We start from the raw sequence: 25,349 nt of genomic DNA, 5'->3' as shown, positions 1-25,349 counted from the left end.
GAACATGAGCTTGCAGTTCAGTGTACTAGCGAGCGGAAGTACGGGGAACGCTTTTTATTTAGAAACCGATGAGCATGCTTTTTTAGTAGATGCAGGCTTAAGCGGCAAACAGATGGTGGAGCTGCTTGGTCAAATCGATCGCAAGCCGGAAGACTTGGACGGAATTTTTGTCACACACGAGCACTCAGATCATATTAAAGGACTCGGTGTGATGGCAAGAAAGTACAAGCTTCCTGTCTATGCAAATGCAAAAACATGGAAGGCGATGGAGTCACATATTGGGAAAGTGGATACGGAGCAGAAATTCCACTTTGATATGGAGACGGTTCAATCATTCGGCGGTCTCGATGTTGAATCATTTGGCGTATCACATGATGCGGCAGAGCCCATGTTTTACGTATTCCATTATGGCGGGCGTAAACTTGCCCTTATGACGGATACAGGCTATGTGAGTGACCGGATGAAAGGGATTATTAAATCAGCCAATACGTTCGTATTTGAGAGCAACCATGATGTCGGCATGCTGCAAATGGGGCGCTACCCATGGAGTATTAAACGCAGAATTTTGAGCGATGTCGGACACGTATCCAATGAAGATGCAGCTCTTGCTATGACAGACGTGATTGGAGACGCCACCTCACGCATTTATTTGGCCCACTTGAGTCAAGACAACAACATGAAGGACTTAGCCCGTATGGCGGTCCAGCAGACGCTTGAAATGAAGGGCTTTGTTGTAGGGGACGGCTTTGATTTATATGATACGGACCCGAAAAAAGCAACCCCGCTTTGCGCCGTATGATTTTTACAATCGTATGATTAAGATAAGAGCTTCTTACCAACACTATATACATCATCTATTCACTGAAAGGAAGGAAACATAGTGGATTATCGCGATGTAGAGTGGAAGCCGAGACGAAGCAGAAAAGGATATTTCCTATCTGGTCTGATCGGTGTATTGGTAGGAGCTTTTTTAATGGGATTCTTTTTCCCCTATGTGTCTGGACAAAGCGGCAGCCCCTTTGGCTGGCAGTCAGCTGGAGATCATCAGGCATCAGATGGCCCTTTAAAGACCGTCAATGTGAACGTGAATGATGCGGTCACAAAAGTGGTATCGAGTATGTCAGATACAGTTGTCGGCGTCATTAACATTCAAAAGTCGAGCTTTTGGGAAGAAGGCGGTGAAGCAGGCAGCGGGTCAGGTGTGATTTATAAAAAAAAGGGTGACACCTTTTATATTGTGACCAACCATCATGTCATCAAAGGCGCAAACCAGCTTGAAGTGAGCCTTCAGGACGGGACAAGGATCGGGGCAAATCTTGTCGGCAGTGATCAGCTTATGGATTTAGCGGTACTCACGGTCAAAAGTGATAAGATCAAGAAAACCGCCGCCTTCGGCAATTCAGACCATGTCAAACCAGGTGAGCCTGTCATCGCCATTGGAAATCCATTAGGCCTTGAATTTGCTGGCTCCGTCACACAAGGTGTGATTTCTGGAACGGAGCGTGCGATCCCTGTTGATTCTAATGGTGATGGACAGACGGATTGGAATGCGGAAGTTTTGCAAACGGATGCCGCCATTAATCCTGGGAACAGCGGCGGAGCCTTGATTAATATGGACGGGAAAGTGATCGGCATCAATTCAATGAAGATTGCTGAGTCAGAGGTGGAAGGGATTGGGCTGTCTATTCCTGCGAATCTGGTGATCCCTGTCATAGAGGATTTAGAGCGCTATGGAGAGGTGAAGCGTCCGTACCTTGGCGTTGGGATGAAATCACTAGCAGATATTGCGAGCTATCATTGGCAGGAAACGTTAAAACTGCCATCAAAGGTCACAACCGGAGTCGTTGTGATGAGTGTCGAGCCTTTGTCTCCAGCAGGAAAAGCGGGGTTAAAAGAGCTGGATGTCGTGACGTCATTTGACGGCAAGGAAGTACAAAATATCGTCGATCTGCGTAAATATCTTTATCAAAAGAAAGTAGGCGACAAGGTAAAGGTGCAATTTTACCGAAGCGGAAAGAAAAAATCAGTCGAGATCAAACTCTCCCAAACCGATCAGTTCGGTGGCTAGCCAGTTCCTATAAGGGACTGGCTTTTTTTACATGCCCGGCATATGATAAAGAAAAGGGGGAGATACGATTGGTCACATTACTACCAATGTCGCAAACAGATTATGACGTCTTGATAGAGAAGGCCATTAAGCGGTACGCAGAAGAAAAGGTACACGCAGGGACATGGAATCAGGAAGAAGCGCAAAAGAACGCAGAGGAACAATTTGACCGGCTGCTTCCTGAAGGACTTCAGACAGAAGATCATGAGTTGTGGAACATCTTACATGGAGAAGAAGCCATTGGATGGGTATGGCTTTGCTATGATCCAGATCATCCCCAGCATGAAGGATTTATTTATAATTTTATTTTGTTTGAAGCGTATCGAGGAAAAGGATTGGCAAAACAGGCCATGACGGCATTAGAAGAGCAGGCAAAGTCATTAGGTGTGAAGAAACTATCGCTGCATGTCTTTGCCCATAATCAAATCGCCCGCTCACTTTATGAGAAAACGGGATTTGCTGAGACTGGGATTTACATGAGCAAACCTTTATAAAAAAAGAGAAGTACCGTGCAGTGGGGACTGACCCCCGTTTTTGAGACAGGAATCAAAACACCTTTATACAGCCAATTGCCGATAGTTTATCGGTGATTGGTTGTTTAGTTTCGTTTGAATACGAATGTTGTTATAATAATAAATGTATTCTTTGACAGTGCGTTCTACGATGGTGGTCGTAGTGCGATCAATCCTGTTAAGATAGAACGTTTCGGACTTTAGTGAGGAATGAAACGATTCGATGGAGGCATTATCAGCGGGCGTCCCTTTGCGGGACATGCTCATGGTAATGCCTTTTATATGAACAGCTTTCTGATACTCGTAAGATGTATACACAGAACCTTGATCGCTATGTAACACGCAATTCTCAGGCAGTGCTGGGAGCTGATTAAGTGTGTTTAAGATAAAGTCTGTGTCCTGCTTATCACCAATCGTAAAAGCAATCACTTCTCCATTATATAAATCCAATATACTGGAAAGGTACAATTGTTTCTGTCCATAAGGCAAATACGTGATGTCCGTGACTAGTTTTTCAAGAGGGCGATCAGACTGAAAATTCCGATCCAGTATATTACCGGCTACGGCATAAGGCTGCCCACTCTTCTTACGCTTTTTCATTTTAACCCGGCATTGCCACTGGTTTTTCTGCATGATACGTTGAACAGTTTTATGGTTAATACGCATTCTCATTTTTAGTATGGCTGTGATTTTCCGATAACCATATCGATATTTGTGCTTTCGGCACAACGTGCCGATCTGTTTCTCTAGTTGTCTTTTAGAATGAGTCTGAGTCAAATTCTTTTTCCATCTATAATACGAAGTACGTAAGATGCCTAAATGGACACAGATGTCCTGTACCGTCATCGTTTTGCACAATTCTTCTACCAGTTTGATTGACGTTTCCTTATCAACTTCCTTTCCAATTCGTTGTACTTTTTTAAAACTTCATTCTGTTGACTCAAATAGCGATTTTCTGCCCGCAGTCTCTCTAATTCAGAAGAGTACTCTGGACCCTTTCCATAGGTATATTGTTTTCCAACAGGTTGTTCGAACCTGTGTGTATCCCCAGTTTTATGCCATCTCACCCATGTCTGAACCTGCGTCTTATTCTTGATATTCAATTCCTGCATGATCTCTTTCATAGGTACGCCTGCCAATCTCATTTCCACAGCCTTCTGTTTAACTTCAACCGGATAACTCACTCTTGTCCCCATAGAAAAAACACCTCCATGTTTTATTTCGGATCACAACGATCCGTTTTCAAACTTGAAGGTGTTTTTTATTTGTCTCATCTTAGGGGGTCAGTCCCGTGAGCGTACGGTACTTTTTTATGTGGACATCATGGCATCTTGCGCCGTGACTCGGTATAGGTCGACTTTGCATTTCACAAACGCACGGATGATGGCTGGGACTTGAGCTTCTGAACGAATCAACAATGAGGTCTCGTCATCTCTGATCACAAGGTCTGTTCCCACACTTTGTAAGTACTGCGTGAGAACAGGCTTCACCTCATCATCAATCCATGCATGCTTGAAGGTGGCACGAATGGTTGAGGACGTGATGGTTTTCTCTTGAGGATGAGTACTTGAGGACACGATTTTTCCTTCAGATATGAAAGCTGTTTTGGTACAAATAGGCTGGGTGAACCTTGGCTCGTCTGCTGTTAAGAAGACGGTTTTTCCTTCAAATTTTAACGATTCAATCACCCGCTGGATATGTAAGATAGAATCTGCATCAATATCCGCAAAAGGCTCATCAAGTAAAATAAAGTCAGGCCGATGAGCGATGGCCTGAGCCATTCCGAGCCGCTTCTTCATCCCAGGTGTAAAGGCACCGACTTTCTCTTGATGATAACGATGTAAGCCAACAAATTCGAGTAATTCTTCATAATAGCTCGTTTTCTGGCGAGTACCCGTAATTTTCGATAAATAGGCAATATGCTCAATAGCAGTCAGCCCTTCATATAAATCTGTATATTCAGGCAGAACACCGATATGATGACGTACTTTTTTTAACGACGTCATGTTCATCATGATAAACGTGCCAGAGGTGGGGCGGGAGATCCCTGTAATGATATTAAAGAAGGTTGTCTTACCAGCACCCTTCGGTCCAATGAGGCCGAAGATATCCCCTTGATGGATATCAAGATCAATATGATCTATTGCGACTTTTGTCCGATATTTTTTTGTCAGCCCTTTTGTGTGAAGCACTTAGACATCCCTCCTCTGAAACAGTAGTGCAGTTCCAACGAGTAAGACAACAGTCAATGCGGCATTCATCAGCACATAGGTCAGCGGTTCACTCCTGCGCGCATAATAATAAGGCGTCACGTATTGGAACCAGTGAATCAACCGTTCTGAAGAAAGAACAGACATCATGCTCATGATCGGAAATAGAAAGGAAAACAACATGCCAACAAACATCGATTTCTGTGGTGTTGGAAAGAGCATGGATAAAAACAAAGCACAGGAGATGCCGACACTGATAAACGTTAATATTTTTAAGGCATCAGAGAACAGAAAACGATGTGAAATCACCATATTTAATATATATGTGGTCATAATGCAACTGAGCCAAAACAGCATCAGCCCAAGATATTTCCCGATGACAATGTTTAAACGGGTCGTTTTGCTGACGAGAAAACGAATGGTTTTCAAATGAATTTCGCGGCTCAAAATATCATGAGATAATAAAAAAATAAGGAAGAAACCAAATAACGACATTACTAGTTCATTCCCAATGGAATAAGGGTCCTTTGCCTGTTCCCACTTCCCTTGATAAGCAGCTATAAATGGAAGACTTGATACAAAAGTAGATAAAATGAAAATAATAACAATAGTTAAGATGGATTTTGTGCTTTTGAAGAGCTGCTTAAATTCATTCATACAGATGGTCCACACACACTGTACCTCCCTTCATCTTTATTATACCGCTAGAAAAGAAAGACACCATATCTCGCTCTTTAACATTTGCTTAAATTTTATAAAAAAGAAGACTCTTCCAGAACAGTTAACTCATTTTTAAAAATGTTCAGAAAAATATCTTGATTTATCAAAAAACATCATGTATGATAGCTTTAATTCAAGATAGTTAAACAGGCAATGACGAGAGAAAGTACAATCATCAATTTTTCCACAGAGAGCTTCGGCAGCTGAAAAGAAGCAAAAATAATGATTCGAAAAATGGTCTCTGAGCCTCGTGCTGAACATATCCATGATATTAGTAGGTGACGACGAGAGTTGGTACTCGTTATCAAAACCACAGTATATGAGCCAAATTGGAGCTTTGTACTTGTAGAGGCTGTTTAGCGCGAGCAAACAGTAAATAAAGGTGGTACCACGAGACAAATACCTCGTCCTTATGATTCATAGATAAGGATGGGGTATTTTTTATTGTCCACTTTTTTTCATACAAATGTTCAAATGTTCCACGTGAAACACCACAACCATTTTTTCAAATGAAAGGGAGATTAACATGAGTGAACATGCATTGGTTTTGCAATCAGATTTCGGTATTGATGATGGAGCGGTCAGCGCAATGTACGGCGTAGCCAATACAGTGAGCAGCGGCATCCGCATTTTTGATTTAACTCACAACATTCCCCAATACGACATTTGGGAAGCGTCTTATCGCTTGCTTCAGACGGTCACATATTGGCCGGAAGAAACGGTATTTGTCTCCGTTGTTGATCCAGGCGTTGGATCAGAGCGAAAGAGCCTTGTCGTCAAAACAACAAGCTCACACTACATCATCACACCTGATAATGGGACACTTACGCATGTCGCACAGGATATTGGCATCGTGGAGGCTCGGTATTTAGATGAAACCATCAATCGTCTGCCGAAGTCAGGAAAATCACATACATTCCATGGTAGAGACATTTACGCCTATACAGGCGCGAGAATTGCTTCAGGTGTGATTTCTTTTGAAGAGGTCGGGCCAAAGGCGAATATAGAGGACATTATTCACCTTCCAGTCGTACAAGCTTATGCGGAAGAAGAAGTGATCACAGGGACGATTGATATTTTAGATGTGCGGTTCGGAAACCTATGGACAAACATTCATCATACGTTATTTGAACAGCTTTCAATCAATTATGGGGATGCAATAGAAGTTACCATTGCCAACGGGCCAAAAAATGTGTATAAAAATATCATGACCTATGGACGATCTTTTGCCGATTTAAAGGTAGGCGAACCACTCGTATATGTCAATTCACTCGATCATTTAGGCGTGGCGATCAATCAAGGGTCATTTGCAAAGGCTTATAACATCGGTACAGGCACAGGCTGGCGCCTTTCGATTCGCAAAGCTCCGCGCATTATATATGAATAAGAGGAGGAAACATCATGGCAGGTAAACAACTTTCAACGAAAACTGTCGTTGCCATCGGAATTGGCGCAGCCGTCTTTGTCATTTTAGGACGCTTCGTCTCCATTCCAACTGGGATTCCGAATACACAAATTGAAACATCGTACGCGTTCCTTGCGTTAATGGCCGTGCTATTTGGTCCTATTGCAGGCGCATTGATTGGATTTATTGGTCATCTCATTAAAGATGCCACCACATTTGGACCTTGGTGGAGCTGGATTATCGTTTCGGGTGTTGTTGGTTTATTGATCGGCCTCATTTCGAACCGTTTAAAAGTAGAAGAGGGCGACTTTGGCTGGAAAAAAATCACGCTCTTCAACGCCGTCCAAGCCGGCGCACAAGCATTAGGCTGGTTTGTCATTGCGCCGGTACTCGACATTGTGATCTATGCAGAACCTGCAAATAAAGTGTTTGTTCAAGGCATCGTAGCAGGAATCTCAAACATCATCACAGTCGGTGTACTAGGCACCATCATTATTGCAGCTTATGCGAAAACAAGAAGCAAAAGCGGCAGTCTATCGAAAGAAACATCATGAAGCAAGGTGGAACACATAAATGAAGAAACCGATGATTCAATTCGAACATTTCGGATTCAAGTATCGCAGTCAGGCAGAACCGACATTGAAAGATATCAACCTGACCATCTACGAAGGAGAAAAAGTCCTCATCGCAGGCCCGTCTGGATCGGGAAAAAGCACACTAGCCCATTGTATCAATGGGCTAGTTCCTGCGTCTTATAAAGGTTCTATGGAAGGAAGTCTTCACATCGGCGGGAAAAATGCAAAGAAAGAGAACATTTTCTCCCTCTCACAGCTCGTCGGAACGGTGCTGCAAGATCCTGATGGACAATTTATCGGGCTGACCGTTGGAGAAGATATCGCGTTCACACTTGAAAATGATCAAGTCACACGCGAAGAAATGAAAACACGTGTCGAGAAAGCGGCAAAATTAACAGAGGTAGACGGCAAACTGGCATCATCCGTTCATGAGCTGTCAGGCGGTCAAAAACAACGTGTCGCCATCGCAGGCGTACTTGTCAACGATGTCGACATTTTGCTGTTTGATGAACCACTGGCAAGCCTTGATCCCGCAACAGGTAAAGAAGTGATCGATCTCATTGACCGTCTGCAAAAAGAAACGAAAAAAACGGTCGTGATGGTGGAACATCGATTGGAAGACGTCCTCTTCCGCCATGTCGACCGCATCATCGTTGTCAATGACGGCACGATTGCAGCGGATATGACACCAGATGAATTGCTCGCCTCAAATGTATTAGAAGCGGCGTATTTACGTGAGCCTTTATATGTGAGAGCGATGAAATATGCAGGTATTCCGATTGCAGCAGGAGATCAGATCGCTAATTTACAGCATCTCACCTTAAATGACGAGGCAAAAGAGAAAATCGAACAATGGATGGAAGCATCTGAGCCATCAGTCGAGCAGAATGCAGCGCCGGATTTACTAGAAGTGCGTGAGCTGAGCTTTGATTATCCGACAAGACCAAACACGCTGAGCAACATCTCTTTTACCGTCAAAAAAGGAGAAATGATCAGCATCGCCGGTGCCAATGGCGCAGGCAAGACGACACTATCCAAGGTGCTCTGTGCATTTGAAAAGCCAACAAAAGGGACAATCCTTTTAAATGGCAATGACATCACCGGAGACACCATCAAACAGCGCTCCGAACGAATCGGTGTCGTCATGCAAAACCCGAATCAAATGATTTCAAAACAAATGATTTTTGATGAAGTAGCACTCGGTCTCGTTTTAAGAGGCGTGAAGGAAGACGACATCAAGGAACGAGTGGAGCGAGTCTTAAAAGTATGCGGACTGTATCCATTTCGAAATTGGCCGATCTCAGCCCTCAGCTTTGGACAGAAAAAACGCGTCACCATTGCATCCATTCTTGTGTTAGAGCCAGAAATCATCATTTTAGATGAGCCAACGGCCGGTCAAGATTTTAGACATTACACAGAGATGATGACGTTTTTAGAGCAATTAAATCAACAGGGCGTCACGATTTTGATGATCACCCATGATATGCATCTCATGCTCGAATACACAACAAGAACCATCGTCATTTCAGATGGAGAAAAAATCGCAGATGATACACCAGCCAAAGTGCTGACAGATCAGCTGCTAGTCCAAAAGGCGAGCTTAAAAGAAACGTCGCTCTATGAACTGGCGCTAAAAGCAGACTGGCCGAATCCAAATGAACTCGTGGATCGCTTCATTGAGGTTGACAGAAAGGAACGAATGACATGGCTGTAGACATGCTGTCTTATATCGATCGCCCGTCGCCAATTCACCGGCTGACAGGCGCCACCAAACTCATTTGCTTTATCCTCTGGTCATCCGCAGCGATGCTCACATATGATACAGGCGTATTAGTGTTTATGCTAGTTGCCAGTATCATGTTCTTTCAGCTATCAAACGTACGATTTCGTGATATCTCTTTCGTAGTGATTGTCTTGGCGATTTTCCTTGTCATCAATAACATCGCCATTTACGTCTTTGCGCCTCAGCAAGGTGTCGCCATCTATGGAGCGAAGCACGAGCTGTTTCACATTGCAGGCTGGTACAATGTCACACTTGAACAGCTTTTCTATCAATTGAACATTACACTGAAATACGTTACTGTGATGCCAGCGGCGCTTTTATTTATCGTGACAACAAATCCAAGTGAATTCGCCTCATCGCTCAGCAGAATCGGGGTCAGCTACCGGATTTCGTATGCGGTAGCGATTGCTCTGCGCTACATTCCAGATATTCAGCGTGATTTTCGAACGATCGCGATTTCTCAGCAAGCAAGAGGCATTGATTTATCGAAGAATGAAAAACTGGGAAAACGGATTAAAAATGCGCTGTCGATTGTGATGCCGCTGATTTTCTCCAGCCTAGAGCGGATTGAAACGATCAGCAATGCGATGGAACTGCGCGGGTTTGGAAAGCATAAAAAGCGCACATGGTTTACGGCGAAAGACTTTCAAAAAGCAGATTATGCGGCGTTAATCTTTGTTGGAGCGGTACTGATTGTGTCGCTAGTAATTACATTTGTTAGAGGAACGAGATTTTACAATCCGTTTTGATAGAAGGAAGCCTTCACAGGAGTGGAGGCTTTTTTATTTGGTTTGTGGATAAAAGGTGTGGAAAATGGTAAAAGACTATTAACATGTGAATAAATCGGTTATATTGAACAATGAGCGAAACACTTGTGAATAACCAAACAACATATTGGAGGAATTAGAAACTTATGAACAAATCACTTTATGCTTGTGCAGAACATATAGAAACCGTACTAGACATGTACATAGATGATCACGAAACACCGCCAGAATTCAGAAAAATCGAACATACACACAGCTTATCCACAACCTGTGAATTGTGCGATGAACCTGCAATATATATAGTGGGGAACGAATGATCGGACACAAAATACACAAATTTTATCCACAATTGTTGATAACTTATATGAATAACTTGTTCTTAAGGTGGGGATGACCTGTGAATATATCAATTATCACAGTAGGAAAACTAAAAGAGAAATATTTAAAGCAAGGCATAGCCGAATACACAAAACGATTACAGGCATACGCAAAAATCGAGATCATTGAGCTCGCAGACGAAAAAGCACCCGAGAATCTCAGCGAGCAAGACATGAAAATCATCAAAGACAAAGAAGGCGAACGCATCCTAAGCAAAATCAACCCAGACGCCCACGTCATCGCCCTCGCCATCGAAGGAAAAATGAAAAGTTCCGAAGAATTAGCCGATACAATAGATAAGCTGGCAACATACGGAAAAAGTAAGGTGTGTTTCGTCATAGGCGGATCCCTTGGGTTAAGCGATGCTGTCATGCAGCGCGCGAATGAGAAACTGTCATTTTCGAGGATGACGTTCCCGCATCAGTTGATGAGGTTGGTGTTGGTGGAGCAGATTTATCGGGCGTTTCGGATTGTTCGGGGGGAGCCGTATCATAAGTAGATGAGGTTTTTTTAATCATTCCTACCATAATTAATAGTATCTTGATGTAAAAGGTTCAGCTTAATGTTCTATAAAAGATGTCTTTGCTAGACATTGTAAACTTAAATCTTATGAGTATCTGATAATGATACATTAAACTTTCCATTCGCTGTCTTCTCTGTTTTATCTTTTGTTGATGCATCATAGGAAAATCATTGAATTTTTCAATAACCAATATTTTTTCTTTTTAAAATCGCTAGGTTTATTCTTACTGTTAATTTTTTATGTCTAATTCCATAACTTATTTAAACAATAGTGAGTAGAAGAATATGAATGATAATGAACCTATTTTGTGAAATCGTAGAGACTAACAATTTCTGTTAAAATATTATTCGATTGAATGAAGCTTTATTGAAATTAGGTAATGGAAAATTAAATAATAGGAGACACAACTTGAAAAAATAAAATATTAAATAGATATGGATATCGCACTTGAACAAGCATTAAAAATATCTGGTGTAAAGATAGAAAGAGAAAGCTTTCTGACCAATACCTTTTCAGAACTTGTATCTCCAGCACATTATCCATATTGATTTACAAGATAGCATACTAGTAAAAAATTAATAATTCTAATTATTAATCGGTAGTATAAAGTAAATGTATTAAAAGAAAGGAGAATAAATAATGGCTACATCTATAGAAGTAAATAAACAGAGTGTAAAGCAACTATTAGAAACAGGAAAAGTAAATAAATTTATTATTCCTGAATATCAACGTCCGTATGCATGGACTGACGAACAGATTCAAACGCTTTTTGAAGACTTAACAGAGTATACAGAAAATGATAATGGAAGCACTTATTTTCTAGGAACGATTGTTTCTTATGAAAATGATAGTGGTGAACAAGAAATTATAGACGGTCAGCAGCGAATCACGTCTTTATTCTTATTGTTACGAGCGCTTTACTTCAAACTTAATTCAATGAAAGAAACAAAGGAAGTAGCAAACTTTAAAGCACAAATAGAATCAGCATTGTGGGAACAAGATGAATTAACAGCTGAGGTTAACTTTGAAAAAGCTCTAATTGAATCTAGAGTTATAAGTGATGAGGGAAACAAAATTTTTGGTCAGATTCTTGTTAACGGGACTACTAAAGAAACTGCAAAAGATAACTATTCACTTAACTATAAATTATTTACAGAGTTAATTGAGAATTATGCTTCAAATGAACCGGAGTTATTTTTTTGGTTTATTAGGAATGTTTTAAACAAGGCAATCTTATTACCAATCACAGCTGATTCCCAAGATACAGCTTTAACGATCTTTTCAACTCTTAACGATAGAGGACTAGCTTTATCCGATGCTGATATTTTTAAAGCGAAAATCTATAATAATTTAAGTGTTGATATTAGAGCTGTTTTCATTGAGCAATGGCAACAACTTGATGATGAAGCGAAAGATGCTGGTGAAAGCATTCAAAAACTATTCTATTATTATATGTTCTATTTAAGAGCCTTAGAAAATGATCGAAATACTACAACTCCAGGTCTAAGAAAGTATTATTCAAGAAATAATTTTGAACAGTTATATAAAACTGATATTATTACAAACTTAAATTCAATGCTGAATTTATGGAGGGTGGTTAACAATCGTGTGGAAATAGAAGATGAGAATTGGTCTAAAAATATCGAGATTAAACAAATACTTGATGGGTTATCTTCGTATCCAAATGAATTTTGGAAGTATCCAGTAGTTATTTATTATCTTAATTATTATAATTTACCAAATTTCGAAAACCTTTTTTTACGGTTTCTTAAAAATTTACTTGCTGTTTTGGCAGCGCGTTACATAGTTACGCCAACTATTAATGTAGTCAAGCGAGGGATTTTAAATCTAAACTCTGAAATTATTAATTCGCCTACACCTATATTTAATTTTAATAAGTTGGATGAACAAGAGCTAAAAATTAAGATTAAAACTGCGCATCGTAATACTGTTCGGATGATTTTAAAGATACTTGCATATCAAAAGCAGGAGGAACTCCTTCCTGATAAATGGGAAATAGAGCATATACTACCTAGAAAATGGCAATCCAGTTATTTTCCAAATAATTCTGAGGAAGAGATAAAAGAACTTGTGGAGCATTTGGGAAATAAAATACCTTTTGAAAAAAAGCTTAATATCATTGCAAGTAATGGATATTTTAAAAAGAAACAAGACAGCTACAATAAGTCTAAAGTTCAAATCTTATTAAATTTATCTAGCGAACATAAAGACTGGGGAATGAATGAAATTCGAGAAAGAGACATACGAATTTCTGACGAGCTATTAAATGTATTTAATGATTGGGGATTAAATCAACCCGATTTTCTAAGTAAAAGTGAAGAACAACCAACCCCAACCCCTGAAGATTTAAGAGCAATAAGGGAATTAAAAAGAAAAGGTCTAATTTAAAATTTATTTTTTAGAAGCTATGAATTTGAGTGACTTGTGTTAATTTCATAGCTTTAAATATACTTAAAACCGCACTTAGATACGTCACGGAATTAAAAACATCAAATTAAATGAACAGTTAATAGAAATTAATTTTAAAAACTCTTAAAGGAGAACAAGATAATTAAATCATTTATTATTACTTTTATTATATTACCTTTAATATTAGGAGCTGCAATGGCATTCACTGTAGAAATACTTCCCTTTATATGGAGTATCATTACACAAAAAGGGACAAGCTTGGCATTTAAAGATTTAGTAATTACATTTGTTTTAGGCTATGTAATGTATCTGGTGTATATTGTATATAAAGCGATCATTCACAAATTCAATAAAAATAAAAGTCACTAAAAATATATACAGATACAAAGCGAAATTTTAACAAAAAGCTCTTAAATTATTAATTTAAGAGCTTTTTTGAGTTTTCAGCTATCTTTCTAACGAACATCACGATCACCATTCTTTAAATAATCCTATATAATGTAATAATTTACATTCAAACAATCCAGATTATTCCGATATATGGTTTATAAGGATAATAGAGGGGTGTAGTATGAATGGCAATTACATTACCAGAAAGTATTAAAAGTACTGCTACTGCAGGAGAACGAATTTTATTTCGAACATTAAAGGAATATCTACCCGAGGATTATATTGTTCATTATGAGCCTAATATCAATGGGTTTAGACCAGACTTTGTGATAATCGGTCCGGATCTAGGAGTATTAGTTTTGGAAGTAAAAGATTACACCAAAAATACAATAAGAGAGCTAAACGATAATACCTGGGGCATTTTAAATTCTTCTGGTGATTTACATAGAGTGAAGAGTCCTCTAGTTCAATCGAGAGAGTATGCTTTTAAAATAAAAGATATGCTTGAGAAAGACATTGATTTAATCAATACAGAAGGGAAATATCAGTTTAAATTAAAGTTTCCTTATGGTTATGGTGTCGTCTTCACTCGGCTTCATGAAGAACAACTTTTAAAAAATAAAGTATATGAGGTTATTGATCCACATTTTATTTTATCGCGTGATCAGATTGATCCGGATAATGACCATTTTGATCCTGAGATCTTAATAGAAAAATTGTTTGATATGTTTCATGTGCCTTTCAAGTTAAATACGCCACTATCATCTGACGAATTAGAAAGGATTCGTTATCATCTATACAAAGAAATACGCGTTGGAGCAGATGTTGAACCAGTCCCATACCAAGAAAAACTGTTATTATCTTTTCGAAACATCAAAACGATGGATCTGCATCAAGAAAACTTGGCTAAACAGATTGGTGATAAACATCGGCTAATTAGAGGAGTAGCAGGAAGTGGTAAAACCTTAATCTTAGCGACTCGAGCAAAAATGTTAGCTGAACAACATCCGAATTGGAAGATATTAATACTCTGTTACAATGTAGCTTTGAAACAAAATATTAAACAAATGATTCATTCTAAATTTACAGAACCAGATGATTTTCTGACATCCGATCATAGAAAAACACCAAATTTAAATAATATACAAATATTAAATTTTCATCACTGGATTAAAAAAGATCATGGTATTTCAGAACTTGAAATAGATGATTACATTGAAAAAATAGAAAATGATGCTTTAACTCCTGTAAAGTATGATGCCATTTTAATTGATGAAGGGCAGGACTTTGAAGGGAGCTGGCTGCATCTCATCAGCTTATGCTTAGATCAAGAGACGCAATCTTTACTTTTAGTAGAAGATAGAGCGCAAGATATCTATCGGAAAAGTAGAAGCTATGTGAAAGATACGGGCCTTGATTTTAGAGGTAGATCTAGAATCTTAAATATAAATTATCGTAATACGTCACAAATTGTGGATTTTGGATGGAAATTTTACGATAGCCATAGAGCTTTAGATCTTAAATTAAAACAAGAACAGACAGAGACAATCGAAATCATCCCTCCAAAAAAGACGAAACGTAAAGGGCCAGAAGTAGAGCTTTTAAGATGTAATACCTTTAAAGAAGAAATAGAGGAGATTACTAAACAAATAGTGGATCAACATAATGAAAAGAACATACCTTACTCTGAAATGGCTATTTTATATCGTATAAAGGGATATAATAACCATTATATATCAGCGATTCAATCTGAATTTCAAACAAAGAATATTCCTTACAATTGGATAACTGAAAATGGTGCAACCAAACATAAGTTCAATCCAGAGGAAGAGACAGTCAAAATTTGTTCTCTCGATAGTAGTAAAGGTCTTGACTTCCACTCAGTTTTTATTGTGAAAGCTGATCTGATGCCATTAAAGTATGAAGAGGATCAAGAAAAAGAAGTGTCTTTAATGTATATAGGAATGACTCGTGCTAAAGAGTACCTATCAATATCTTATTCAGGTGTTTCTTCGTTTACTCAGTATTTTGAGGTTGCAAAGCAAAAAGAGCCGACATTTAATCAATAATTTTAAATAGTAAAAGGTACGGGAATTATTCATTTCTCATACCTTTTTTCATGTAAGAAGAAAAGAAGACTCTTCTTAATAAATATCGTATTATATATAATGAAAACTTAGTTCAAGAAACGATTACAGCAGGTATTGGGAACGATCACATATTCAATCTACAATTACTCAAAGGAGACTTTCATGGGTTTCAAAGCTGACTTTAAACATGAAATACGTAACATAATAAAAGATGTAGAAAAAGAAATAAATAAAACATGGGAAATTGAATATAAAGGGCATTCTATAGAAATTACAAACCAAATAAAAGAAGAGCAACTAATCATTGATGGTGTGACAGTTGATAAAAAACAACGAAAAAGTTTATTGACTCATATGATCCCTTATTCAAAATTGTCAGGGATATTGGAGCTTCAAGATGGTACGCAACACAAAGTGTCCGTTAAACTTGGTGGGTATGTACGATTTCGTTGTATGGTGAAGGTAGATCGTGAAACGGTTTTAGATGATTCAATGAAGATAGAATTTCTACCATGGGATCATAAAGAGAAAATCGTTCCCTTTATTCAACAACAAATTCAATCACATCATAAAATAGTAGACGACCGTTTACCCGATGAAGATTATTTATTTGACGAAAATGAACCACGATTGGCTCCCGGTTTATCTGATTATTATGTAGATGAACGACCTGCCCCTTTTTATGTGAAGAAGCTATTGAAGCTTTTTGAAATACAACTGAATCATCCTACAAACGAAACTAGAAAAAAAACATATGAAAAAATCATTTCTAACAATATGGCGAGTCGCAACAGTGAGCTAATTGAACGATTTCAGCAAACACAATGGGATGAATCCCGTGTACAGCAAGAAGCGTTATGGCTTCTTGAGCATGCAGCGCATCGGGAGGTCGTCAAATTTGCAGTCATGATACTGGGATGTACGAACTGTGAAAAATACAAAGAGCTTTTATTCACAATAGGTATGCATGAAGAATTTACTTCTTATGTCGTGTTTGCATTGAAGAATGGCACAATTCAAGGAAACGAACATGTTTGGCGTCTTGCAAAGTCTGTTGATGGAAGGGGAAAAATTTCGGCTGTTGAGCAATTGGAAGCCTCGACGCCAGAAATAAAACGTTGGTTACTAACAAAGGGCTGCGAAAATACAATCATGAATGAATACTTAGCTTATACTTGTGCTCTTAATGGTGATCTGGAAACAGCTTTATCAGAAGATGAAATTTCCAAAGAATTATATGATGGAGCGAGTCTCATCATTCAAGCATTATTAGAAGATGAGGTTTCTATCTACGGAATCGATGAGTATTCAAATGCAAGCTCAGTTCTCTGCCGATTTATTCACCATGCTCATAAGCACTGCCAAACAATTGAGGATTTTTATCCAATATTGAAAATAAATGAGTTTTTAAATGATGAACAAGAGATTTGGGAAGACCGATTGAATGATTCATGGAAACAGGACGATTATAAGGCTATCCAGGAAGCTGTTCAACCGTTTATCAATGACAGTAGATGGCCAAAGCTTGCAACCGATTCGTTACAACAGGGTTTTAGCTCCCAAGCACTTGAGATCGCTCTCTTTTATCGTTTAGATGTGACTGAGCATCTATTTGCTTTACTTGAGAAAGATCCGACAAATAGTGAAATATACTTTGCTGTGATGGACACAAATCATCACCAGCATATTAGAGAGCTTTGTACATTTGCAGAAACACATTTATCGTTATCAAACCTCTCAGATGATGAAGTGGCTTGTCTACAATATATTGTGCAAGATTTATATGAACACGAAGGTGTAGGATTGCCATTGATTCAAGCTGCACTTAGATCAGATGATGGAAATTTACAGTATCATGCTTTAAGTGTATTAAACGAATGGTCTCCTTCGTATTCGCAGCAAGCGGCCACAAGAGAATTGATTAAACATATTGCCGTGAAGACAAAGGATAAGGAAGATCGAAAGTTATCCAAATACTTATTAAAGAAATAGGATTCGGTTTACCTTCGCCCTACGAGAATAAAATCTAAATATTAGAAAGCAGGCACACCATGCACACAATCAAAAAAATAGGCAAAACCTTCTCTTACATCACACCAGTATCACTCACCGACCGCCCCATCCTAGGCATGGTCGTAGGCAATAACAAAACATTAATGATCGATGCCGGTAATTCAGAAGATCATGCGAACTATTTTATCCAAAAGACCTTAAAACAAGAGAACGCCACGCCCGATCTCGTTGTCCTCACGCATTGGCATTGGGATCATATTTTTGGTCTGCCGGCGCTTCCTGATTCGGTTTCAATTGCTTCTGCAAGAACCAGAAAGGAAATGGAGAAGCTTCTTCCGTTTTCTTGGTCAGATGAGGCGATTGATGAGCGGGTGAGGGAAGGAACGGAGATTGAGTTTTGCGCGAAGGCCATCAAAGAAGAATATAAGAATCATCGAGAGATTCAGGTGGTTTTACCGGATGTCACATTTGACCGTCGGATGGAGATTGATCTTGGCGGGGTCACTTGTGTTGTGCAGCATGTTGGGGGCGATCATGCTGCTGATTCAGTGATCGTGTATGTGAAAGAAGAGAAAATCCTTTTTCTTGGTGATTGCATTTATCCGAAAATGTATGCAGAAAAAGTACATTTTACGGTAAAAGAAATTGTGCGTCTTTTAGATGAGTTAGATGCTTTTGATGCGGAGACGTATATTCCATCGCACCAAAGACCGTGGACAAAAGAGGAGTTTCGTCAAGAAAGAGACAAGCTTCGGATGATGGCGAAATACACTGATCTTTATGGGGGAGATCAGAAGAGAATCAAGAGTGAATATCAAACACATGTGAACAGAGAACTAAAAGAAGATGAGTTAGAGACGATCGCTTATTTTGTAAATGGTTATGAAGGATTAGCAGAGGGATAAACCTCTGCTTTTTTTATTTTCATGGCTCGTCCTTTTCCCTGAGTTTATATCAAGTTTATATACAGGCGATATACTCGAACCGGTGAGAAAAGGAGGAGAACGATTAATGAAAGTATTCAGATCATTTATTGATAAAATGTCTACAAAAAAAGGAGCTTGGCTGACTGTTATCATTTGGCTTGTTTTCATGATCGGGTTGAGTGCTGGGCCTAAATTGGGCGATCATAAAGTGAGCAATTTTCAATCTTTACCTAGTGATGCTCAGTCCATCGTGACACAAAAGAAGTTAGATCAGTATTTCCCAAATGATAAAGGGACTCCGGGATTATATGTGTTCCATAACCCTAATGGAAAGCTGGTTATTCAAGATGTAAAAACGATCATTCAAGGAATCAAAGAGGCAAAGATTGAGGGGATTGAAGATATTGCCGATGTGTCCGCATTGCCTCCTCAAGCGTTATCCGCTTTTTTATCAGAAGATGAAACGACCATGATTGTGCCAATGAATTTGAAAGCGGGATTAGGCAATGCTGATTATGCAAAGATTAATGATGAGACAACGGATGTCGGTACAAACATAGCGAAAGGGCTAGATGCTGATTTTTATATTACGGGTCCAGCAGGTATAGCGGGGGATACGGTGAAGCTGTTTGAATCTGCCGACTTGAAACTGCTATTAGCTACTGTTGCAATCATTTTGGTTTTATTGATCGTCATTTACCGTTCTCCGTTATTAGCGATCATTCCATTGTTCGCAACGGTCATTGTCTATCAAGTGGTGAATCAAGTTGTGGCTTTACTTGGCGTGGGTGGACTTGAAATCAATAACTCAACCACCTCGATTATGGGCATTTTGTTATTTGCTGCTGTGATTGATTATTCATTGTTTGTTTTCTCTCGTTATCGTGAGGAGTTACAACATCATGAAAATCAATTTGAAGCGATGAAAGTAGCGATGCGTTCAACAGCCAAACCGGTCTTATTTGCTGGCGGTACAGTATTTGCGGCGATGATCATTTTATTTGTGGCGGATTTCCGTGATTATCAAAACTTTGCGCCAATCTTTGGTGCTGCGATGGTGGTCATTATGTTGGCTTCTGTCACACTGATTCCAGCCTTGTTTGCATTATTTGGCCGCAAAGCATTTTGGCCGAAAGTACCGACATATGGTGAAGCAAAAGAAGCAAAACATGGCATTTGGGGACCTCTTGCCAAATTCGTGGTTCGAAAACCAGGATTAATTGGTGGTGCGGTCTTGCTATTTTTACTTGTGACAGGTGCGAATATTTTCAATTTACATTATGAATTTAACTCGGTGAAAAATTTCCCGAAGGATTTACCTTCTCGTGTTGCATTTGAAATCGTTGAGGAAAAATTTAATAAAGGTGATCTAGCCCAGACAACAGTACTTGTGACTGGTCAAAAGCTAACTCAGGAACATTTACAAGAAATCTCCGCCCAATTCTCAGAAAATGAAGAGATAGGATCGGCTCGTCCTTCGGGGGTAACCAAAGATGGAGAGCATGGCAAAATGACGATATCATTAAAAGTGAATCCATACAGTATAGAGGCTATTGAATTTTTAGGAGATTTCCGTACAAATCAAGCCACCTATCGATTATCAGATGGTCAAAAGGTTCAGTTATCTTTTGCTGGCACAACAGCTAAATTAGTGGATGAGCGACAAGTGAATCAATCCGATATTAAAAAGATCGTATTACTGGAAACATTACTCATTCTGATCTTGTTACTCGTTTTGACACGTTCCATGAAAATGTCGATTTATATGATGGCGACGATTTTAATCTCATTTGTGTCTGCATTAGGCTTAGGTATTTTCTTAGTCGATGTGTTATTTGGATATGATGCGATTTCAACTCGCGCCCCTGTGTATGCCTTTATCTTTCTCGTGGCATTAGGAATTGATTATAACATCATCCTTGTGAGCCGTTTCTTAGAAGAACGCCAAACGTTACACGTCAAAGCTGCATTAGAAGTAGCGATACGAAATACAGGCGGGGTGATTTCTTCAGCGGGGATCATTCTTGCTGCAACATTTGCCGCATTAATGACCATGCCGATTACGGATTTATTTATCTTTGGATTTATTGTCGCTATTGGGATTATCATCGATACATTTTTCGTGCGAGGAATGTTGCTGCCGGCACTCATATTATTCTTTGAAAAAGACAAAGCTAAGGAAATAAAGGAGGAAGGATAATTGCATGTATTGGTTGTGGATGATGATGAAGCCATTTTGCAATTAGTGTCCATCCATTTAGAGCAGGCGGGGTACCAAGTGACAAAAGCAAGCAATGCTGAGGCAGCGCTTGCTTTTTTGCAACAACAGTCATTTGATCTCATGATTATTGATGTGATGATGCCTGGGATGGATGGCTTTCAGCTGGCGAACATTGTGACGAAACAATATGAACTGCCTGTCATTATGCTGACAGCGAAAGGGCAGATTGAAGATAAGCAACAAGGATTTGAACAAGGGATTGATGATTATATCGTCAAACCATTTGAAACGAAAGAACTGCTATTTCGTGTAAATGCGATTTTACGACGATATCGTAAATCTATAGAAGCTATAACGACTGCGGGAAATGTTCAAATTGATACGAACCGTTGGGAATTAACGATTGCGAATCAGCAATATATCTGGCCCATGCGGGAATTAGAAATTCTGTATTATCTGCTGCAGCGGGCAAACCGCAATGTAAGCCGCTGGGATTTAATTGATGACATTTGGGGGGATACGTTAGATCAACCCGAATTCACATTAAACACGCATATTAACCGCATACGAGAACGTTTAAAAAGGGCGGAAGCGACGGTTGAAATTGTCACAATACGTGGTTTCGGCTATCAACTTGAGGTAAAAGAATGAAACTACAACAACGTTTTATGCTATATACGTGTTTGATTGTTTTGATTAGCATCTTCATTGGATTTATTTGTTCTAACTTGATCTACAATCATGTTGTCAAAGAGCAAATGAATGATCGATATTTAGCCATTGCCGAGCAGTTATCTAAACAAATCAAAGAACATGAAATTACCTTGCGAGCATCTTCTGATTTTTTGCAAACCATGAGCGATCTAGGGTACCAAATCGCTTTGGTTAAAGAAGATGGGGAGATGAAGATGTTTGGCGAACCATTTAAAACGAAAAAATGGAATGACCAAATGCACGCCTTATTTGAAGGCGGTAAAGCGTACAACGGGATCAAATCCTTTAAAAATTCATACTTAATCATGAGTCATTTCGCAAATGATATACAAAATACAGTGGGGACGAAAATAGAAATTGACGGGGAAGAATGGGGCTTATTTTTACGCCCAAATAATATCAGTTTCTTTACAGAGTTCCATTTGATTATTTTTGGATTTATCTTCGCCGTTTTTGTGAGCAGTATCATTGGCATTTTATTTATGTCTCGAAAGGTCACCCAATCTCTTTCAGAATTGACGAGTGCGACGCAAGAGATGGCAAACCATAATTTTCAGTATCCATTAATGATCAATCGAAAAGATGAAATTGGTCAGCTTGCTGATCGTTTTCGGATGATGCAGCAGAAATTAGAGAATACCGATCAAGCAAGGAAGAAATTTGTGAATAACGTCTCGCACGATTTTCAGTCACCACTATTAAATATACGAGGGTATTCTGAATTACTAAATGAGGAGATTTCATCAAGCGAAGGGAAAAAATACAACCACATTATTCAAACAGAAGCAAAGCGATTATCTAACTTAACGAAACAACTTCTCATTTTAACCTCTATTGATCAAGGGACATATCCAACGAATAAACAAATCGTCAGGGTGGATGAGCAGCTTCATCAAGTGGTCCATTCGATGCTATGGCGGATAGAAGAGAAAGGTCTAGAAATTAAGTTGGATCTACAGCCTGTTTCGGTATATGCGGATCGGACTTTGTTGATCAATGTTTGGGAGAATTTAATTGGCAATGCCATTAAGTACAACAAAGAGTTTGGGGAAATCAGTATTCATTGTAATGAAAATGAATCGAAAGCGGTTGTGACGATTAGAGATACGGGGATTGGCATAGAACAACACACATTAGAAAAAATATTTGAACGCTTTTACCGGGTAGATCAGGCACGAAATAAAGAGGGAATGGGTCTTGGATTATCCATCGTGCAAGAAGTCCTGTCGTACCACAATGCTTCTATTGAAGTAGAAAGCAATGAAAAAGAAGGAACGACCTTTACGACGGTTTTTCCAAAGAAATAGCATTTGAGAAAAGTCTCGTTTGCGTGTGTCAAATGAGACTTTTCTTTTTAATGTTTATGGTAAACCTACAAAGTCTTCTGCATCACGAACTGTGATAGACATCTGTTTTGCATTTACAATAATGACACAATCCCATGTCGGCTTTATTTGCAGTTCATCATTTTCATCAATACGGATCATTCCTTTAAATTCAACCGTTTGTTCTAGAAAAACCATTTTCTTTTCTGTATCATCTTTGACTGCTGTTAAATGGTCAGGATAGTGAATCGTCCAATCATAAAAAGCGGTTTTCTTCATAGTTCCTCCTATTTTCATTCGTACACATCTCCGAATACTTCTTTTGTTTGCCGAATTGTCAGTGATTTATTGGTTGGATCAATTGAAATGACACAATCCCAAGTAGGTTTGATTTGTAGCTCGTTGTTGTCATCCATCCAGATGATGCTATTTAGTTCAACAGATGGCTCTAAAATGACCATTTTCTTTTCATAATGATCGGTAATCGCTGTTAAGTCCGCTTGTAAATGGACGGTCCAGTCAAAAAAAGTGATTTTTTTCATTGTTTCTCCTCTCATCATCGCTTATATTTCCATTATAACTTGAGTGTTTCCTGATACAATTTTTTATCAAGTCTTCCATTACTAGAGAGGTAACTTACAGATGGATAAAATAACTAACCCATACGACACGTTCAAAACCAAAATATCGAAATATCTTATTGAACATAAGCATTGGCAAGCCTTTAAAGATGGAACAACGATTAAACAATTAAAAGCGGGTACATGCATAATCAAGGCTGGCGATCCGGTGAAGCATGCCTATTTCTGCATAACAGGTCTCTTCCGTCTCTTCTATTTGTTACCGGATGGCAGGGAGTACAACGTGGCTTTTACGTTGGAAGATGATTTTGCTACTTCTTATGCAAGTATGATCAACGGGCAGCCTTCTCCTTATTCGATTGAAGCGATGGAGGATTCTATCGTGATTGAAATTCCGTATGATCTACTTCAAATGTTGATGGACAGAAGTCATATGTGGGAGCGGTTTGTTCGGGTGAGTGTAGAAAGACTGTATACGAGAAAGGAAGAGCGTGAGAGGGAACTGCTCTATTTGCCAGCCATTGAGCGATATCAGGCATTTTTATTGAAATATCCCGGGTTACATCAGCGTATCGCTCAATATCATATTGCCTCATATATCGGTATTTCTCCAGTTTCGCTGAGCAGGCTGCTGCATCCTGCTGAACATTAACCTATGTTAATGCACATTCTCTAGATCTGGCGTACAATCATCACATCATAGAAGAATCGAGGGGCTTGATGATGAAATATATGATGGTTGTTTTATTAGAGTTCTATCCATCTTGGCTTGCTTTACCACGAGAGGAGCGTAGAACCCATGCGGCTTCGCTGCAAGAGTTGATGCAGAAATATGAGGAACATGTGACGGTGCGCTTTTTTGATGCTGAAGCTCTTCCAGGTAAGGATTACACAGATTTTGTGATGTGTGAAACAGATGACCTGAAGTTCTATCATTTTATGTGGGAAGAGATTAGAGATTCTATTCCTTACACAAGTGGTTATGTCAAAATGAAAGAGGTCATCATGGGAATGGAAGATGCTTTTCAAACATATGAAAAAGAATCTCTGAAAATGGATCAGTAATCGAAAACCACCTGCTATCAGGTGGTTTTTTGCACATTCTATCTTTTGGTATAATCAGGGGTAAGGGAAGAACGGATAAATTTTTGAACTGAATCGGAGGTACTTATGAAGCAGCTGTATATGAAGCAAAAGGTATTTAGTCTGAGCGGCAGGTTTACGGTAAAGGACCAACAGGAGAATGATGTATATGTGGTCGAAGGCAGCTTTATGAAGGTGCCAAAGACGTTTACCATTTTGAATACAGAACGAGAAGTCATCGCTGTAATTACGAAGAAAATGTTTAGCTTTTTACCGAAGTTTTTAGTAGAAGTCGGTGGGCAAGAGGTATTGACGATCAAAAAAGAGTTTACGTTCTTCAAAGCAAAATATTCAATTGATGCTGCTGGTATCGAAGTACAAGGGAACTGGTGGGATATGAATTTCCAAGTGTTGCAAAGCGGCGAAGTGATCGGTCAGGTAAAGAAGGAATGGTTTACTTGGGGGGATAGCTACAAGGTGGATATTTTGAAAGAAGAGATGGAGCCTGTGATGATTGCATTGGTTGTTGCGATTGATTGTGTGAAAGCGGATGAAGCGGCGTCTAGGTCTTCGACGACGACGATGAATAATTAATT

At 39.1% G+C, this 25,349-nt stretch carries 24 protein-coding genes and 1 other annotated feature; of the genes, 19 read left to right on the top strand and 5 right to left on the bottom strand.

Translation table 11 applies throughout. The annotated features are described in order from the left end of the window. The first annotated feature begins 4 nt into the window (after positions 1–4). The 3 genes from MHI20_RS12785 (at position 5) to MHI20_RS12775 (ending at position 2,601) form a co-directional block, all read left to right on the top strand. Entirely contained in the window at positions 5–799 is a 795-nt protein-coding gene (locus MHI20_RS12785; RefSeq protein WP_007497388.1) for an MBL fold metallo-hydrolase, read from the top strand. A gap of 78 nt (positions 800–877) precedes the next feature. Beyond that, positions 878–2,068 (top strand): S1C family serine protease, encoded by a 1,191-nt coding sequence (locus MHI20_RS12780; protein WP_414642600.1) that lies wholly within the window; start codon positions 878–880, stop codon positions 2,066–2,068. A gap of 68 nt (positions 2,069–2,136) precedes the next feature. Beyond that, positions 2,137–2,601 (top strand): GNAT family N-acetyltransferase, encoded by a 465-nt coding sequence (locus tag MHI20_RS12775; RefSeq protein ID WP_017368440.1) that lies wholly within the window; start codon positions 2,137–2,139, stop codon positions 2,599–2,601. 63 nt (positions 2,602–2,664) lie between these two features. Here the strand turns inward: MHI20_RS12775 and MHI20_RS12770 are convergent. The 3 genes from MHI20_RS12770 to MHI20_RS12760 all read right to left on the bottom strand — a co-directional run bounded on the left by MHI20_RS12770 (position 2,665) and on the right by MHI20_RS12760 (position 5,501). Next, positions 2,665–3,815 (bottom strand): IS3 family transposase gene (locus MHI20_RS12770; protein ID WP_340937443.1). Its coding sequence is split into 2 segments (ribosomal slippage): positions 2,665–3,542 and positions 3,542–3,815, totalling 1,152 coding nucleotides; the frame shifts between segments, so codons are not numbered across the junction. Positions 3,816–3,929: 114 nt separating this feature from the next. Next, positions 3,930–4,811, bottom strand: a complete 882-nt coding sequence (locus MHI20_RS12765) for an ABC transporter ATP-binding protein (protein WP_017359972.1) — start codon at positions 4,809–4,811, stop codon at positions 3,930–3,932. Next, on the bottom strand, positions 4,812–5,501 hold the full coding sequence (locus MHI20_RS12760) for an ABC transporter permease (RefSeq protein WP_340938815.1): 690 nt from the start codon (positions 5,499–5,501) through the stop codon (positions 4,812–4,814). 192 nt (positions 5,502–5,693) lie between these two features. Continuing rightward, positions 5,694–5,964, top strand: a binding site (T-box leader). Between the two features lie 111 nt (positions 5,965–6,075). Between MHI20_RS12760 and MHI20_RS12755 the strand changes: the two genes are divergently transcribed. The 13 genes from MHI20_RS12755 (at position 6,076) to MHI20_RS12695 (ending at position 23,071) form a co-directional block, all read left to right on the top strand. Then, the gene (locus MHI20_RS12755; RefSeq protein WP_007497378.1) at positions 6,076–6,936 is read left to right on the top strand and encodes an SAM hydrolase/SAM-dependent halogenase family protein; all 861 of its coding nucleotides are present in this window, start codon (positions 6,076–6,078) and stop codon (positions 6,934–6,936) included. Between the two features lie 14 nt (positions 6,937–6,950). Continuing rightward, positions 6,951–7,508 carry an ECF-type riboflavin transporter substrate-binding protein gene (locus tag MHI20_RS12750; RefSeq protein WP_024718471.1) on the top strand — a complete coding sequence of 186 codons (558 nt, stop codon included), beginning with the start codon at positions 6,951–6,953 and terminating at the stop codon, positions 7,506–7,508. Positions 7,509–7,527: 19 nt separating this feature from the next. Then, positions 7,528–9,243, top strand: coding sequence for an ABC transporter ATP-binding protein (locus tag MHI20_RS12745; protein ID WP_340938812.1), 1,716 nt, complete (start codon positions 7,528–7,530; stop codon positions 9,241–9,243). Further along, on the top strand, positions 9,234–10,061 hold the full coding sequence (locus MHI20_RS12740) for an energy-coupling factor transporter transmembrane component T family protein (RefSeq protein ID WP_340938810.1): 828 nt from the start codon (positions 9,234–9,236) through the stop codon (positions 10,059–10,061). Before MHI20_RS12745 ends, MHI20_RS12740 begins: the two co-directional genes overlap by 10 nt. A 164-nt stretch (positions 10,062–10,225) precedes the next feature. Beyond that, a complete protein-coding gene (locus MHI20_RS12735; RefSeq protein ID WP_008360116.1) occupies positions 10,226–10,396 on the top strand; it encodes a CxxH/CxxC protein in 171 nt (56 codons plus the stop codon). A gap of 80 nt (positions 10,397–10,476) precedes the next feature. Next, positions 10,477–10,956: a 23S rRNA (pseudouridine(1915)-N(3))-methyltransferase RlmH gene (rlmH, locus tag MHI20_RS12730; RefSeq protein WP_041508068.1), complete on the top strand. Its 480-nt coding sequence runs from the start codon at positions 10,477–10,479 to the stop codon at positions 10,954–10,956. Positions 10,957–11,619: 663 nt separating this feature from the next. Then, on the top strand, positions 11,620–13,389 hold the full coding sequence (locus MHI20_RS12725; protein ID WP_256688879.1) for a DUF262 domain-containing protein: 1,770 nt from the start codon (positions 11,620–11,622) through the stop codon (positions 13,387–13,389). A 596-nt stretch (positions 13,390–13,985) separates the two neighbouring features. Further along, positions 13,986–15,869: a 3'-5' exonuclease gene (locus MHI20_RS12720; RefSeq protein WP_340938806.1), complete on the top strand. Its 1,884-nt coding sequence runs from the start codon at positions 13,986–13,988 to the stop codon at positions 15,867–15,869. 183 nt (positions 15,870–16,052) lie between these two features. Then, positions 16,053–17,882, top strand: a complete 1,830-nt coding sequence (locus MHI20_RS12715; RefSeq protein ID WP_340938804.1) for a hypothetical protein — start codon at positions 16,053–16,055, stop codon at positions 17,880–17,882. A 59-nt stretch (positions 17,883–17,941) separates the two neighbouring features. Beyond that, the gene (locus MHI20_RS12710; RefSeq protein WP_340938802.1) at positions 17,942–18,808 is read left to right on the top strand and encodes an MBL fold metallo-hydrolase; all 867 of its coding nucleotides are present in this window, start codon (positions 17,942–17,944) and stop codon (positions 18,806–18,808) included. A 106-nt stretch (positions 18,809–18,914) separates the two neighbouring features. After that, entirely contained in the window at positions 18,915–21,029 is a 2,115-nt protein-coding gene (locus MHI20_RS12705; protein ID WP_340938800.1) for an MMPL family transporter, read from the top strand. Further along, the gene (locus MHI20_RS12700; protein WP_159145278.1) at positions 21,030–21,701 is read left to right on the top strand and encodes a response regulator transcription factor; all 672 of its coding nucleotides are present in this window, start codon (positions 21,030–21,032) and stop codon (positions 21,699–21,701) included. It begins immediately after the preceding gene. Beyond that, positions 21,698–23,071, top strand: coding sequence for a sensor histidine kinase (locus MHI20_RS12695; protein ID WP_096882113.1), 1,374 nt, complete (start codon positions 21,698–21,700; stop codon positions 23,069–23,071). The genes MHI20_RS12700 and MHI20_RS12695 overlap by 4 nt, the downstream gene beginning before the upstream one ends. 54 nt (positions 23,072–23,125) lie before the next feature. Here the strand turns inward: MHI20_RS12695 and MHI20_RS12690 are convergent, their stop codons facing one another. Together MHI20_RS12690 and MHI20_RS12685 are read right to left on the bottom strand one after the other, a co-directional pair. Next, positions 23,126–23,368, bottom strand: coding sequence for a hypothetical protein (locus MHI20_RS12690; protein WP_024718482.1), 243 nt, complete (start codon positions 23,366–23,368; stop codon positions 23,126–23,128). Between the two features lie 14 nt (positions 23,369–23,382). Further along, positions 23,383–23,631 (bottom strand): hypothetical protein, encoded by a 249-nt coding sequence (locus tag MHI20_RS12685; RefSeq protein ID WP_039164835.1) that lies wholly within the window; start codon positions 23,629–23,631, stop codon positions 23,383–23,385. Between the two features lie 100 nt (positions 23,632–23,731). On the opposite strand from MHI20_RS12685, the gene MHI20_RS12680 reads away from it, so the two are divergent. The 3 genes from MHI20_RS12680 (at position 23,732) to MHI20_RS12670 (ending at position 25,347) form a co-directional block, all read left to right on the top strand. Further along, the gene (locus MHI20_RS12680) at positions 23,732–24,322 is read left to right on the top strand and encodes a Crp/Fnr family transcriptional regulator (protein ID WP_138279210.1); all 591 of its coding nucleotides are present in this window, start codon (positions 23,732–23,734) and stop codon (positions 24,320–24,322) included. 71 nt (positions 24,323–24,393) lie between these two features. After that, positions 24,394–24,735, top strand: coding sequence for a darcynin family protein (locus tag MHI20_RS12675; protein WP_039165381.1), 342 nt, complete (start codon positions 24,394–24,396; stop codon positions 24,733–24,735). A gap of 105 nt (positions 24,736–24,840) precedes the next feature. Continuing rightward, positions 24,841–25,347, top strand: coding sequence for an LURP-one-related/scramblase family protein (locus tag MHI20_RS12670; RefSeq protein ID WP_039164840.1), 507 nt, complete (start codon positions 24,841–24,843; stop codon positions 25,345–25,347). Positions 25,348–25,349 lie beyond the last annotated feature (2 nt).

It is taken from the genome of Bacillus sp. FSL K6-1106, from assembly GCF_038005245.1.
GTDB classification, from domain to species: Bacteria; Bacillota; Bacilli; order Bacillales; family Bacillaceae; genus Bacillus; species Bacillus altitudinis.
The sequence above is the reverse complement of the archived record's forward strand: the minus strand, read 5'-3'. Positions and strand labels throughout refer to the sequence as shown.

Bases quoted from the DNA above. Each gene is read 5' to 3' on its own strand.
- MHI20_RS12785 (WP_007497388.1), top strand. From the start codon at position 5: ATGAGCTTGCAGTTCAGTGTACTAGCGAGCGGAAGTACGGGGAACGCT.
- MHI20_RS12755 (WP_007497378.1), top strand. From the start codon at position 6,076: ATGAGTGAACATGCATTGGTTTTGCAATCAGATTTCGGTATTGATGAT.
- MHI20_RS12750 (WP_024718471.1), top strand. From the start codon at position 6,951: ATGGCAGGTAAACAACTTTCAACGAAAACTGTCGTTGCCATCGGAATT.
- MHI20_RS12745 (WP_340938812.1), top strand. From the start codon at position 7,528: ATGAAGAAACCGATGATTCAATTCGAACATTTCGGATTCAAGTATCGC.
- MHI20_RS12740 (WP_340938810.1), top strand. From the start codon at position 9,234: ATGGCTGTAGACATGCTGTCTTATATCGATCGCCCGTCGCCAATTCAC.
- MHI20_RS12735 (WP_008360116.1), top strand. From the start codon at position 10,226: ATGAACAAATCACTTTATGCTTGTGCAGAACATATAGAAACCGTACTA.
- MHI20_RS12725 (WP_256688879.1), top strand. From the start codon at position 11,620: ATGGCTACATCTATAGAAGTAAATAAACAGAGTGTAAAGCAACTATTA.
- MHI20_RS12720 (WP_340938806.1), top strand. From the start codon at position 13,986: ATGGCAATTACATTACCAGAAAGTATTAAAAGTACTGCTACTGCAGGA.
- MHI20_RS12715 (WP_340938804.1), top strand. From the start codon at position 16,053: ATGGGTTTCAAAGCTGACTTTAAACATGAAATACGTAACATAATAAAA.
- MHI20_RS12710 (WP_340938802.1), top strand. From the start codon at position 17,942: ATGCACACAATCAAAAAAATAGGCAAAACCTTCTCTTACATCACACCA.
- MHI20_RS12705 (WP_340938800.1), top strand. From the start codon at position 18,915: ATGAAAGTATTCAGATCATTTATTGATAAAATGTCTACAAAAAAAGGA.
- MHI20_RS12695 (WP_096882113.1), top strand. From the start codon at position 21,698: ATGAAACTACAACAACGTTTTATGCTATATACGTGTTTGATTGTTTTG.
- MHI20_RS12690 (WP_024718482.1), bottom strand. From the start codon at position 23,368: ATGAAGAAAACCGCTTTTTATGATTGGACGATTCACTATCCTGACCAT.
- MHI20_RS12685 (WP_039164835.1), bottom strand. From the start codon at position 23,631: ATGAAAAAAATCACTTTTTTTGACTGGACCGTCCATTTACAAGCGGAC.
- MHI20_RS12680 (WP_138279210.1), top strand. From the start codon at position 23,732: ATGGATAAAATAACTAACCCATACGACACGTTCAAAACCAAAATATCG.
- MHI20_RS12675 (WP_039165381.1), top strand. From the start codon at position 24,394: ATGAAATATATGATGGTTGTTTTATTAGAGTTCTATCCATCTTGGCTT.
- MHI20_RS12670 (WP_039164840.1), top strand. From the start codon at position 24,841: ATGAAGCAGCTGTATATGAAGCAAAAGGTATTTAGTCTGAGCGGCAGG.